3 protein-coding genes are annotated in these 14,982 nt (G+C 73.1%); all 3 read left to right on the top strand.

Annotated elements, in window-relative coordinates; genetic code table 11:
• A partial coding sequence (locus ACZ6CL_RS41825) for a type I polyketide synthase (RefSeq protein ID WP_468946543.1) occupies nucleotides 1-2,456 on the top strand: 2,456 nt, incomplete at its 5' end.
• 40 nt (nucleotides 2,457-2,496) lie between these two features.
• Nucleotides 2,497-12,783, top strand: a complete 10,287-nt coding sequence (locus tag ACZ6CL_RS41820) for an SDR family NAD(P)-dependent oxidoreductase (RefSeq protein WP_468946541.1) — start codon at nucleotides 2,497-2,499, stop codon at nucleotides 12,781-12,783.
• A 31-nt stretch (nucleotides 12,784-12,814) separates the two neighbouring features.
• The coding region (locus tag ACZ6CL_RS41815) for a type I polyketide synthase (protein WP_468946544.1) at nucleotides 12,815-14,982 on the top strand (2,168 nt) is incomplete at its 3' end.

Raw genomic sequence — 14,982 nt, 5'->3', positions numbered from 1 at the left:
AGTTGCCCACGTATGCCTTCCAGCGCAAGCGGTACTGGCTGGTCGAGCGGCCGACCGCCCTCGCCGGGGCCGACACGGTCGACCACCCGCTGCTGACCTCGATGGTGGAGCTTCCCGAGGACGGCGGGGCGGTGTTCACCGGGCGGCTGTCCCTCGACTCCCACCCCTGGCTCGCCGACCACGACGCCTTCGGCGCGGTGGTGGTGCCCGGGCAGGTGTTCCTCGAACTGGCCCTGTTCGCCGCCGAGCGGACGGGCCATGGCCGGGTCGAAGAGCTTGACCTCCACGCACCGCTGGTCATCACCGACACCGAGGACGCCATCACCCTGCGCGTGATGGTCGGCGAGGCGGGATCCGTCCGTGTGTACGCGCGGCGCGACGGCCAGACCGTCTGGGCGAAGTACGCGACGGGTGTCCTGGCCTCCGGGCCCGACGGACCCTCCTGGACGCGCGATGAGACCACGTACACCGCCATGCTCGACGCCGCCGCTGAGGCCGCCGGGGTGGACACCGACGTCGAACCGACGCTCGCCCACGAGTGGCGCGGGTCCTCGGTGCGCGTCGATGAGGAAGGGCGTCCGGTCCTGTCGGTGGAGTCGGTCGGGACACGTGCCCTCTCCACGGAGGAGGTGCGGGCCCACACCGGAGGACGGGAATCGCTCTTCCACGTGGAGTGGATCGCGCCCCCGGCGCCACACACGTCACCCGCGCCACCCACGTCACTCGCAGACTCCGAGACCGGTGCTCACGTGGTCTACGCGTGCCCGCCCACAGCGGACACCACGCCGGAGGGCTTCCGCGCGCTGACCCAGCAGGTGCTGACCGTCGTCCAGAAGTGGCTGACCGATGATGAGCAGGCGGTGACCTCGCGGCTCGTGGTCGTCACCCGGGGCGCGACCGACGCCACCGACCTGGGGCATGCGGCGGTGTGGGGGCTGGTGCGCGCGGCGGAGGCGGAGCACCCGGGCCGGTTCGTCCTGGTCGACCTGGATGCCGACGCCGGCGCCGACACCGCCGCCGACCTGCCCGAGGAGGCGTTGCGCCTCGGTGAGCCCGAGATGGCGGTTCGCGGTGGCGGGATCCTGGTGCCCAGGCTGGCTCGCGTCCCCGCGCTGGACGGCGCCCCCTCGTGGGACCCGGACGGTACGGTCCTGATCACCGGTGGCACGAGCGGGCTCGGCGCCCTCACCGCCCGCCACCTGGCCGGTGCGCACGGTGTGCGGAGCCTGCTGCTGACCAGCCGCCGGGGCATGGAGGCGCCGGGCGCGGCCGAACTCGTCCGAGAACTCACCGAGTTGGGCGCGGTAGTGGAAGTAACCGCCTGTGATGTCGCCGATCGGGACGCCGTGGCCGCGCTGCTGTCGGGGCGGACCCTGACGGGCGTCGTGCACTCGGCCGGTGTGGTGGACGACGTACTGATCGGGGCGCTGACGCCCGAGCGCCTGGACGCGGTCATGAGGCCGAAGGTCGACGCTGCCTGGCATCTGCACGAACTCACCCGCGACCACGGCCTCTCGGCGTTCGTCATCTTCTCGTCCATCGCGGGCACGCTCGGTGGCGCCGGGCAGGGCAACTACAGCGCCGCGAACGCCTGGCTGGACGCGCTCGCCCGGTACCGCACCGCCCAGGGGCTCCCCGCACTGTCCCTGGGCTGGGGGCCATGGACCCAGGTCGGCGGGATGGCCGACCGGCTGGACGAGGCCGAGTTGCAGCGGCTCCGGCGCACGGGAATGCCACCGCTGCTTCCCGGCGAGGGGCTGGCGCTGCTGGACGTGGCGACTGTGCCCGGACGGCCGCCCGTGACACTTCCGATCCGGTTCGACCTGGCGGTGATGCGCTCCCAGGCCGCGACGGGGGCGCTCCCGGCCCTGGTCAGCGGGCTCGTACGCGCCCCGGCCCGCAGCACGTCGCCCGGCCGGGAGGCGCTGGAGCGGCGGCTGAACGGACTGACCGGGGAGGAACGCGAACAGCTCCTGCTGGAGCTGGTACGTAGCCATGTCGCGCGCGTCCTGGGACACGACGGCGTCGACGAGGTGCCGCCGGACCGCGCGGTCAACGAGCTGGGCCTCACCTCGCTGGGTGCCGTGGAACTGCGTAACGCGCTCAACGCCGAGACCGGTCTGGCGCTGCCGCCGACCCTGGTCTTCGACCACCCGACCCCCCTCGCCGTCGCCGGTCTCCTGCACGACGGACTGCGCCCGGCCGAGGCCGACCGCGCCGCGCCGCTGCTGGCCGAGCTGGGCCGGCTGGAGGCCGCCCTGACGGCGCTCGCGTCGGACGACGACGCGGCCCACGCCAAGGTTACGGCCCGGCTGGAGGCGGCGTCGCGGCGGGCGCGGGACGCCAGGAGCGGTGTGGTGGCGGGTGGCGGGCCGGACGGCGCCTCGGTGCCCGCTTCCGATGCTTCCGACGACGAGCTGTTCGAGGCGCTGAACAAGGAACTGGGACTGTCCTGACGGACACCGCGTCTGCTTGTGGACTTTCACGGATGGGTTGATGACGATGTCGAAGGACTCCAACGAAGACCGGCTGCGGGAGTATCTGCGGCTTGCCACCGGTGAGTTGCAGCAGACCCGGCGCCGTCTGCACGAGGTGGAGGGCCGGGAGCGGGAGCCGGTCGCGATCGTGGGAATGGCCTGCCGTTTCCCCGGTGGCGCGGACACGCCCGAGGGGCTGTGGGAGCTGGTCGCCGACGGCCGGGACGCGGTGGGCGCATTCCCCACCGACCGGGGCTGGAACCTGGACGGGCTGTACGACCCGGACGGCTCGGGCGAGAACAGCAGCTATGTCAACCAGGGCAGTTTCCTCGACGGCGCGGGCGACTTCGACCCGGAGTTCTTCGGGATCAGCCCGCTGGAAGCGCTGGCGATGGACCCGCAGCAGCGGCTGCTGCTGGAGACCTCCTGGGAGGCGGTGGAGCGGGCCGGGATCGATCCGCTGTCGCTGAAGGGCAGCGCGACGGGCGTGTTCGCCGGGCTGGTGTACCACGACTATCCGGCCAGCAGTGTGACCGGCGCGCTGGTGTCCGGCCGGGTGGCCTACACCCTCGGCCTCGAGGGCCCGGCGGTGACGGTCGACACCGCGTGCTCGTCGTCGCTGGTCGCGCTCGACATGGCGGTCAGGGCGCTGCGCGGCGGCGAATGCTCGCTGGCGCTGGCCGGTGGGGTGACGGTCATGTCGACACCGGTCACCTTCGTGGAGTTCAGCCGTCAGCGGGGCCTGTCGGTGGACGGCCGGTGCAAGGCGTTCGCCGCGGCGGCAGACGGCACCGGGTGGGGCGAGGGCGTGGGCGTGCTGGTGCTGGAGCGGCTGTCGGATGCGCGCCGCAACGGCCACCGGGTGCTGGCGGTCGTTCGTGGCAGCGCCGTCAACCAGGACGGCGCCAGCAACGGTCTGACCGCGCCGAACGGCCCGTCCCAGCGCCGGGTCATCCAGCAGGCGCTGACCAACGCGGGCCTGTCGGCGGCCGATGTGGACGCGGTGGAGGCACACGGCACGGGGACGACGCTGGGCGACCCGATCGAGGCACAGGCGCTGCTCGCCACGTACGGACAGGACCGCCCCGACGACCGGCCGCTGTGGCTGGGCTCGGTCAAGTCGAACGTCGGACACACGCAGGCGGCCGCAGGCGTGGCCGGTGTGATCAAGATGGTGCTGGCGATGCGCCACCGGACCCTGCCGAAGACGCTGCATGTGGACGAGCCGACACCGCAGGTGGACTGGTCGGCGGGGAACGTCCGGCTGCTGACCGAGGCCCGCGGCTGGCCGGAGGGCGACGGCCCGCGCCGCGCCGCCGTGTCGTCGTTCGGCGCCAGCGGGACGAACTCACACGTGGTCCTGGAGGAGGCCCCGCCCATCGGGACCCAGCCGATCGGGACCCAGCCGATCGGGACCCCGCCCGTCGAAAACACGCCGGAGCCGGAGGACACGTCGGAGGACACGCAGGAGGAGCGCCCGGTGGTGGTGCCCTGGGTGATCTCGGGCAAGTCCGAGGCCGCGGTGCGGGCGTACGCCGGGCGGCTGCGGGACCTGGCGGGGGATGCGTGCCCTGCGGACGTGGGGTGGTCGCTGGCGACGCGGCGGGCCCCTTTCGCGTACCGGGCCGCGGTGGTGGGCACCTGCCCGGAGGAGATCGCGCAGGGCCTCGACGCGCTGGTGCGGGGGCAGGCCCCGGTGGTGGCGGCCCGCTCCGCGACCGGCCCGGTGATGGTGTTCCCGGGGCAGGGGTCGCAGTGGGTGGGGATGGCGACCGAACTGATCACGGCGTCCGAGGTGTTCGCCGAGCACATGTCCGCGTGTGCGGAGGCGCTGGCGCCCTTCGTGGACTGGTCGCTCCGCGACGCGCTCGGCGACGAGGCCATGCTGCGACGGGTCGATGTGGTCCAGCCCGTGCTGTGGGCGGTGATGGTGTCGCTCGCGGTGCTGTGGCGGCACTACGGGGTGGAGCCCGTCGCCGTGGTGGGCCACTCCCAGGGGGAGATCGCCGCCGCGACCGTGGCGGGAGCGCTGTCGCTGGAGGACGGGGCCCGGGTGGTGGCGTTGCGCAGCAGGGCGCTGCCCGCGCTGTCCGGCCAGGGAGGAATGGTGTCCGTCGCGCTGCCCCGGGAGGAGGTGGCACGGCGGCTCGCGCGATGGGGCGACCGTACGTCCATCGCGGCGGTGAACGGCGGCGCCTCCACGGTGGTCTCGGGCGAGGTGGGCGCCCTGGACGAACTGCTCGCCGCGTGTGAGGCGGAGGAGGTGCGGGCGCGGCGGATCCCGGTGGACTACGCTTCGCACTCGGCCCAGGTGGAGCGGATCGAGCAGGAACTGCTGGAGGTGCTGGCGCCGGTCCGCCCCCGCGCCGCGCGGATCCCCTTCTACTCCACCGTGACCGGCGACCTCATGGACACCACGGGGCTGGACGCGGGCTACTGGTACCGGAATCTGCGGCAGACCGTGGAGTTCGACCGGGTGATCGGCCTGCTCACCGAGCGGGGCATGGACGTGTTCATCGAGGCCAGCGCGCACCCGGTGCTGGCACCCAGCATGGAACACACCGCGATCGGCACCCTGCGCCGCGACGACGGTGGCCTGGACCGCTTCCTGACCGTTCTGGCCCGGGCCCACACCCATGGCGTGGCCGTCGACTGGGAGAAGGTGTTCGCCGGATCCGGCGCCCGGCAGACGGAGTTGCCGACGTACGCCTTCCAGCACCGCCGCTACTGGCTGACCGACCAGGCGGCGGGCGCCGACGCGGCCTCGATGGGACTGGGGGCACTCGGCCACCCGCTGCTGGGCGCGATGGTCACGCTCGCGGACTCGGACGAGGTGGTGCTCACCGGACGGTTGTCGACCGGGACCCAGCCCTGGCTGGCCGACCACGTCATCGAGGGATCGGTCCTCTTCCCCGGCACCGGGTTCGTGGAACTGGTGGTACGCGCGGGCGACGAGGTCGGCTGCGGCCGGATCGAGGAACTCACCCTCCACGAACCGCTGGTCCTCACCGAGCGCGGCCACGTGGCCGTACAGGTCGTCGTCGGCGCGCCGGACGAGGCGGGCCGCCGCGCGGTCACGGTGTACTCCCGTGGCCAGGACGCCATCGACCTGCCCTGGAACCGCCATGCCACCGGCCTGCTGACCGCCGGAACCCCGGCCGGTGGCGGCGGCCTGACCGCCTGGCCGCCACCCGGGGCCGAGCCGCTGGACCTCGATGTCGCCGCCCTGTACGGGGAGTTGGTCGACACGGGCCTGGCGTACGGGCCGGTCTTCCAGGGGCTGCGAGCGGCGTGGCGGGCCGGGGACGAGGTGTTCGCCGAGATCGCCCTGCCGGACGGTGCCGAGCCGGATGGCTTCGGTCTGCACCCGGCCCTGCTCGACGCGGGCCTGCACGCGATCGGCCTCTCCCCGGCGGGCACCGGCGACGCGGCCCTGCTGCCGTTCGCCTGGTCGGGCGTGGAACTGCACGCCGCCGGCGCGGGCGCGCTGCGCGTACGCGTCACCCCGCGCCAGCACGGCGTCGTGGCCCTGACGATCGCCGACGCGACCGGTGAGCCCGTCGCGACGATCGAGTCCCTGGTGCTGCGCCCGCTCACCGCCGTACGGGCCCGTCCCCGCACCGAATCGCTCTACCACGTCGCCCTGGCACCGCTCCCCAGCGGCGGGGACGCGGACACCGAGACGGCTGCGCGGGATACGGAGGCGATCGCGCGGGATACGGAGGTGCTGCGTGTCGCTGCCGGAGCCGATGTGCGTACCGCGGTGAACCAGGTGCTGGAGGCGCTGCAGTCCGCCACTTCCCGTCTCGTGGTGGTCACGCGGGGCGCGACGCCGGTGACCGGCGAGGACGCTCCCGATCTGGCCGGTGCGGCGGTCTGGGGCCTGGTCCGTAGCGCCCAGACCGAGGACCCCGGCCGGTTCGTCCTGGTCGACCTGGACGGCACGGCTGACAGGGCGGACGACGCCGTCATCGCGTCGGCGTGCGCGACCGGAGAGCCCCGGATCGTGGCGCGCGGCACCACCCTCTACGCGCCCCGGCTCGCCCGGCTGACGGAGACAGCCGACACGGAGGACGCCCCGGTGCCGGTGTTCGGCGACGCGGTGCTCATCACCGGCGGGGTGGGGGTGCTCGGCGCTCTGGTGGCGCGGCATCTGGTCACCGAGTACGGCGTACGGCGGCTGCTGCTGACCGGTCGCCGGGGCGCGGACACACCGGGCGCCGCCGAACTGGTGGCGGAGCTGACCGGCCTCGGGGCCGAGGTGGACGTCGCCGCGTGTGATGTCGCGGACCGGGAGGCCGTGGCCGCGCTGCTGGCGGGCCGGACGCTCTCGGGTGTGGTGCACGCGGCGGGTGTACTGGACGACGGCGTGATCACCTCGCTGGCGCCCGAGCGGATCGACCGGGTGATGCGTCCGAAGGTGGACGCCGCGCTGCATCTGCACGAGCTGACGCGCGAGATGGACCTGAGCGCGTTCGTGCTGTTCTCCTCGGCCGCCGGGGTGATCGGCTCACCGGGGCAGGGCAACTACGCGGCGGCCAACGCGTTCCTCGACGCGCTGGCCGCACACCGCCGGGCCCAGGGCCTGCCCGCCCAGTCCCTGGCCTGGGGTGTGTGGCAGACCAGCTCCGGTATGGCCGGAAGCCTGGGCGACACCGACCGGTCCCGTATGGCCCGCGGTGGCATCCTCCCGCTGTCCCCCCGCGAGGGCCTGGCACTGTTCGACGCGGCGGTACGGGCGGACACCGTACGGGCGGACGCCCCCGCCGCGCTCGTCCCCGTGAAGCTGGACCTCGCGGCGGTCCGCGCCAGCGGCTCGGTGCCGGAGCTGCTGCGCGGGCTGGTGCCCGTCGTCACCCGCGCCACCGCCCGGACCCGGGCCGACGCGGACGGGCTCCGCCAGCGGCTGGTGGGCCTGACCGAGGACCAGCGGCTGGACACGCTGCTGACCCTGGTCCGCGCCCAAGCCGCCATGACACTCGGCTACGCCGGACCGGAGGACGTCGACCCGGAGCGCGCGTTTCGCGATCTGGGAGTCGACTCGCTGGCCGCGATGGAGTTGCGCAACGCGCTGGGCCAGACCACGGGCCTCCGGCTACCGGTCACATTGGTGTTCGACTACCCGACCCCCGCCGTTCTCGCGCGCCATCTGCTGGACGAGGTGTCGGGAACCGTGCGCGAGGACCAGGTCACGCCGGTCACCACCCCGGGCGACGGCGACGATCCGATCGCCATCATCGGCATGGCCTGCCGCTACCCCGGCGGGGTGACCTCGCCGGAGGATCTGTGGCGGCTGGTGGACGACGGGACGGACGCCATCTCGGCCTTCCCCGACAACCGGGGCTGGAACCTGGAGCGGATCTACGACCCCACCGCCACCCGGCCCCGGACCACCTACGTCGACCAGGGCGGATTCCTGTACGACGCGGCCGAGTTCGACCCCGGTTTCTTCGGGATCGCACCGAACGAGGCGATGGTCATGGACCCGCAGCAGCGGTTGCTGCTGGAAGCGTCGTGGGAGGTGCTGGAGCGCGCCGGTATCGATCCGACGACGCTCAAGGGCAGCCCGACCGGTGTGTTCGCCGGGATGATGTACCACGACTACAGCCAGAACAGCAGCACGGGCGCCATCGTCTCCGGCCGGGTCGCCTACACCCTCGGTCTGGAGGGTCCGGCCGTCACCGTCGACACGGCCTGCTCGTCCTCCCTGGTCGCCCTGCACCTTGCCGCCCAGGCGCTGCGGTCGGGCGAATGCACCCTCGCCCTCGCGGGCGGCGTCACCGTGATGGCCACGCCGGACAACTTCATCGAGTTCAGCGAGCAGCGCGGCCTGTCCCGGGACGGCCGGTGCCGGTCCTTCGCCGCCGCGGCAGAAGGCTCCGGCTGGGGTGAGGGCGTGGGGATGCTGCTGGTCGAGCGGCTGTCGGACGCCCGCCGCAACGGCCACCCCGTCCTGGCGGTCGTACGGGGCACCGCGACCAACCAGGACGGTGCCAGTAACGGCCTGACCGCCCCCAACGGCCCCTCCCAGCAGCGTGTGATCCGTCAGGCGCTGGCCAACGCGGGCCTGTCGGCGACCGAGGTGGACGCCGTCGAGGCCCATGGCACGGCCACCACGCTGGGCGATCCGATCGAGGCGCAGGCGCTGCTCGCCACGTACGGTCAGGACCGCGCGGAACCGTTGTGGCTGGGTTCGATCAAGTCGAACATCGGTCACACCCAGGCGGCGGCCGGGGTGGCTGGCGTCATCAAGATGGTGCAGGCGATGCGGCACGGTGTCATGCCGAGGACGCTGCACGTGGACGAGCCGACCCCGCGGGTGGACTGGGCGGCGGGCGAGGTCCGGCTGCTGACCGAGGCGCGGGAGTGGCCGCGTGGCGAGCGTCCGCGCCGCGCGGGCGTGTCCTCCTTCGGCATCAGCGGGACCAACGCCCACGCCATCATCGAAGAGGCCCCGGCCCTCGAGGAAACGTCTGCGGAGCGGCGGGAGTTGCCGGTCGTTCCGCTGGTGGTGTCGGCCAGGACACGGGCGGCGCTGGACGCCCAGCTCGACCGGATGGCCTCCGTCGGACAGGACGCGCTGGACGTGGCGTACTCGGCCGCGACGGGACGGGCCGCGCTGGAGCACCGCGCGGTGCGGATCGGAACGTCCGAGACCGTCATCGGCTCGGTCACCGAAGGCAGGCTGGCGTTCCTGTTCACCGGGCAGGGCAGCCAGCGGGCGGGGATGGGCCGGGAACTGTACGACACGTTCCCGGTGTTCGCGGCCGCGTTCGACGAGCTGTGCGACGTGCTCGACATGCCGTTGCGTGAGGTGATGTGGGGCGACGAAGTGGCCCTGCACCGCACGGAGTTCACCCAGCCCGCCGTCTTCGCGCTCGAAGTGGCGCTGTTCCGGCTGCTGGAGTCGTGGGGGATGAAACCGGATGTGCTGGCCGGGCATTCCATCGGAGAGGTGGCGGCGGCCCATGTGGCCGGGGTGTTCGATCTCGCGGCCGCGGCCCGGCTCATCACGGCGCGCGGACGGCTGATGCAGGCGCTGCCGCCCGGTGGCGCCATGGTGGCCATCGAGGCCACCGAGGACGAGATCGCCCCGCACCTCGGGGAACGGGTGGCGCTCGCGGCGGTCAACGGCCCGTCGTCCCTGGTCGTCTCCGGTGCCGAGGACGCCGTGACCGCGCTCGCGGAGCGGTTCAGTGACCGCAGGACGACCCGGCTGAAGGTGTCGCACGCTTTCCACTCGCCGCTGATGGACCCGATGCTGGAGGATTTCCGGGAGGTCGCGGAGAGCGTCACCTACCGCGAACCGGCCATCCGGCTGACGAAGGACATGGCGTCGGCGGAGTACTGGGTGCGCCATGTGCGGGACACCGTGCGGTTCGCCGACGATGTGCGCGCGCTGCGGGACGAAGGGGTCACCCGGTTCCTGGAGGTCGGCCCGGACGCCGTGCTGACGGCGATGGTGCGGCAGACGGTGGCCGAGGGCGCGACGACGGCTGAGGGCACGACGGAGGCTGAGGGCATCACCGCGGCCACCCTGCGCCGCGGCCGTTCCGAGACGGAAAGCCTGTTCACCGCGGTCGGGCGGCTGTACACCGCCGGAGTCCGGGTCGACTGGACGGCCGTCCTCGGCGGGCGCGGGGCGCGGCGCGTCGATCTGCCGACCTATCCCTTCCAGCGCCAGTCGTACTGGCTGGAGTCGGGGCGCGGGCCGGAGGCATCCGACCACCCGCTGCTGGAAGCGGCGGTCGCGGTGGCGGGCACGGACCAGACCGTGCTGACCGGGCGGCTGTCGGCCGGGACACAGCCCTGGCTCGCCGAACACGTCGTCGGCGGCGGGCTCCTCTTCCCCGGTACGGGCTTCGTCGAGCTGGCGGTCCGCGCGGGCGATGAGGTGGGCTGTGGCCGGATCGAGGAACTGACGATCGAAGCGCCACTGGTCCTGGCGGAGCGCGGCGCCGTGGCCCTCCAAGTGCTGGTCGGACCGGATGACGGGTCCGGCCACAGGCCAGTCGAGGTGTTTTCACGTGGCGAGGACGACGTCCAACAGCCCTGGGCCCGCCACGCCGCAGGGACACTGGCCCCGGCCACCGGCGACGGTGCGAAGGAGATGGCGCAGTGGCCGCCACCCGGAGCGGAACCCGTGAACGTGGCGGGCCTGTACGAGGCGCTGGCGGACGCGGGAGTGTCGTACGGGCCCGTCTTCCAGGGGCTGAAGGCCGCCTGGCGGCGTGGCGACGAGGTGTTCGCCGAGGTCGTCCTGCCCGGCGCGGCGGACCGGTTCGGACTGCATCCGGCGCTGCTGGACGCGGCCCTGCACACGATCCCGCTGCTGTCGGCCGACGACCGCGTCGTGCTTCCCTTTTCCTGGACGGGCGTGGAACTGCACGCCTCCGGCGCCGATGTGCTCCGGGTGCGGGTGACGTCACCGGGCCAGGACCAGGTCACCCTGGACGCCGTGGACGGCACGGGGCGACCGGTCATCTCCGTGGACTCCCTGACCCTGCGGCCGATGGCGGTACCATCGCTCGCCCGCGTCGACTCGCTGTTCCAGGTGGAGTGGACACCGGTGGCGGCGGCCGCACAGGGGCAAAGCGACATCACGGTGTGGCGGCCCGAGGGTGATGATGTCCGGTCCGCGCTGCGTTCCGTGCTGACGGCGCTCCAGACCGAGACCGGAACTTTGGCGGTCGTCACCCGGGGCGCGGTGTCCGTGGCCGGTGAGGACATCACCGACCTGCCCGGAGCGGCGGTGTGGGGTCTGGTGCGCAGCGCCCAGTCGGAGGACCCGGGGCGGTTCGTCCTGGTCGACGTGGGCGGGGGCGTGGCCGGGGCGGCGGACGACGCGGACATCGCGCTGGCGCTGGCGGCAGGGGAGTCCCAAGTGGCGGTCCGCGACGGCAAGGTCTCCACACCACGGCTGCGAGCCGCGTCGGTGACGGAGTCCGAACCGTCGTCCGTCTTCGGCGACACGGTGCTGATCACGGGCGCGTCGGGGGCGCTGGGCGGGCTGGTGGCGCGCCATCTGGTCACCGGACACGGGGTCCGGCGGCTGCTGCTGACCAGCCGCCGTGGACCGGACGCACCTGGTGCGGCGGAGCTGGTGGCCGAGCTGACCGGGCTGGGCGCCGAGGTGGAAGTGGCGGCGTGCGACGTCGCCGACCGTGAGGCCCTGGCCGCGCTGCTGGCGGGCCGGGAGCTGTCGGGCGTCGTCCACGCGGCCGGTGTGCTGGACGACGGGGTGATCGCGTCGCTCACACCGGAGCGGGTGGACCGGGTGCTGCGTCCGAAGGTGGACGCGGCACTGCATCTGCACGAGCTGACGCGTGAAATGGACCTGAGCGCGTTCGTGCTGTTCTCCTCGGCGGCAGGCGCGGTCGGCGCACCCGGCCAGGGCAACTACGCGGCGGCCAACGCGTTCCTGGACGCGCTGGCCGTACACCGACGCGCCCAGGGCCTGCCCGCCCAGTCCCTGGCCTGGGGCCTGTGGGCAACGGACGCCGGGATGACCGGGGCCGGGATGGCCGGGAAGCTGGCGGAGCACGACCGACAGCGGATCGGCCGTACGGGCCTGCTGGGGCTGTCGCCAGCCGAAGGGCTGAAGCTCTTCGACACGGCCTGCGCACTCGCCGCCCCCGCACTGGTCCCCGTGAGCCTGGACACCAAAGCGCTGACCGCGGCCGAGGTACCCCCGATGCTGCGCGGCCTGGTACGTGGCTCCGCGCGGCGGGCGGTGTCGGCGCGGCACGACGAGGGAAGGTCGGCCGAACTGCGGCAGCGGCTGGCCGCACTGCCCGCCGACGAGCGGTACGGCGCGACACTCACCCTCGTCCGCACCCATGCGGCCGCCGTGCTGGGACACGCGGGCCCGGAGGCCATAGAACCCGAGCGGGCTTTCGGTGACCTCGGATTCGACTCGCTGGGGGCGGTCGAATTCCGCAACGCCGTCAACGCCGCCACCGGGCTGCGGCTGCCACCCACCCTGCTCTTCGACTACCCCAACGCCCGGGTGCTGGCCGAACACCTCACCGCGGAACTGGCGCCCGACGACGCCGACGGCGGCGCGGGCGCCGACGAGGAGGAGACGGTCCGCCGTCTGCTCGCCTCGATCCCGCTCACCCGGCTGCACGACGCGGGCCTGATGGACACCCTGCTCGAACTCGCCGGTGCCGCTCCCGCCACGTCCGCGCCCGTGCCCGTTTCCGTGCCGGAGCAGCAGGACGCGATCGACGCGATGGACACCGAAACCCTCATCAGCATGGCGCTGCAGGACACCGCCCTGGACGACGCGACGCGAGAAGCCTGAGGACACGATGGCCGACACCGACCACAAACTCGTGGCGGCGCTGCGCGCGTCGCTCAAGGAGACCGAGAGTCTGCGCGCCCGCAACCGCGCCCTGCGGGCCGCCTCCCGCGAACCCATCGCGATCGTGGCGATGAGCTGCCGCTACCCCGGCGCGGCCTCGCCCGAGGAGCTGTGGCGGCTGGTCGCCGACGGGACGGACGCCGTCTCGCGCTTTCCCACCGACCGTGGCTGGGACGAGCCGGGCATCTACGATCCCGAGCCCGGCCGCCCCGGCAAGACGTACAGCAGGGAAGGAGCGTTCCTGTACGACGCGGCCGACTTCGACGCCGAGTTCTTCGGGATCGCGCCGAACGAGGCGATGGTCATGGATCCGCAGCAGCGGTTGCTGCTGGAGGCGTCCTGGGAGGTGCTGGAGCGGGCGGGGATCGATCCGACGACACTGAGGGGCAGCCCGACCGGTGTGTTCGCCGGGATGATGTACCACGACTACACCTACAACAGCAGTACGGGCGCGATCGCCTCCGGCCGTGTCGCGTACGCCCTCGGCCTGGAGGGCCCGGCCGTCACCGTCGACACCGCCTGCTCGTCCTCCCTGGTCGCCCTGCACTGGGCGGTCCAGGCGCTGCGGTCGGGCGAATGCACCCTCGCCCTCGCGGGCGGCGTCACCGTGATGGCGACGCCGGAGACGTTCGTCGAATTCAGCCACCAGCGCGGTCTGGCACCCGACGGCCGCTGCAAGTCGTACGCGGCGGCCGCCGATGGCACCGGGTGGGGCGAGGGCGTGGGGATGCTCCTGGTCGAGCGGCTGTCGGACGCGCGCCGCAACGGCCACCCGGTGCTGGCGGTCGTACGAGGGAGCGCCCTGAACCAGGATGGCGCGAGCAATGGCCTGACCGCCCCCAACGGCCCATCCCAGCAACGTGTGATCAAGCAGGCTCTGGCCCACGCCCGGATCTCCGCCGACCAGGTCGATCTCATCGAGGGGCACGGCACGGGGACGACGCTGGGCGATCCGATCGAGGCGCAGGCGCTGCTCGCCACGTACGGCCAGGAGCGGGACCGCCCGCTGTGGCTCGGCTCGATCAAGTCGAACATCGGCCACACCCAGGCCGCGGCGGGCGTGGCGGGCATCATCAAGGTCGTCCAGGCGATGCGGCATGGTGTCATGCCGAGGACGCTGCACGTGGACGAGCCGACCCCGCAGGTGGACTGGACGGCGGGCGCGGTCCGGCTGCTGTCCGAGGCGCGGGAGTGGCCGGACGAGGGGCGCCCGCGCCGCGCGGGGGTGTCGTCCTTTGGGATCAGCGGGACGAACGCCCACGTCATCATCGAGGAGGCGCCGCCCGCTGACGAGGACGCCCCGCCGGCCGTGGGGAGCGCGGGGCCCGTTCTGTGGACCCTGTCGGCCAGGAGTCCGGAGGCGCTCCGGGCCCAGGCCGAACACCTCCACTCCCACTTGGAGGAACGCCCGCAACTGGCCCCCACGGACGTGGCCTTGTCGCTGGCAACCGGCCGCGCGGCCCTCGAACACCGTGCGGCGATCGTCGCCGACCACCGTACGGCCCTCCTCACGGGCCTCACCACGCTGGCCCGGGGGGCCCCGTCGCCGTCCGTCGTCACCGGCAGGGCCCGCGAGGGCAAGCTGGCGTTTCTGTTCACCGGGCAGGGGAGTCAACGCCTGGGGATGGGGCGGGAGTTGTATGAGGTGTTCCCGGTGTTCGCGGTGGCGTTCGACGCGGTGTGTGAGGCGTCGGGGCTGCCGTTGAGGGAGGTGATGTGGGGTGAGGATGAGGCGGCGTTGGAGCGTACGGAGTTCACCCAGCCCGCCATCTTCGCGCTGGAGGTGGCGCTGTATCGGCTCCTTGAGTCCTGGGGACTGCGGCCGGACTTCCTCGTCGGCCATTCCATCGGGGAGCTGGCGGCGGCCCATGTCGGGGGAGTGCTGAGCTTGGAGGATGCCGCGCGGCTGATCACGGCGCGGGGTCGGCTGATGGGGGCGCTGCCGCCTGGTGGAGCCATGGTGGCGATCCAGGCCACCGAGGAGGAAGTGGTGCCGCTGCTGGGCGGTGAGGTGGGGCTCGCTGCCGTCAACGGCCCGTCGTCAGTGGTGATTTCGGGTGCTGCTGACGCGGTGGCGGTGGTGGCCGAGCGGTTCAAGGACCGTAAGACGCGCCGTCTGTCGGTCTCGCACGCTTTCCA

The sequence above is a fragment of the Streptomyces sp. NPDC041200 genome (assembly GCF_055591805.1).
The sequence above is the reverse complement of the archived record's forward strand: the minus strand, read 5'-3'. Positions and strand labels throughout refer to the sequence as shown.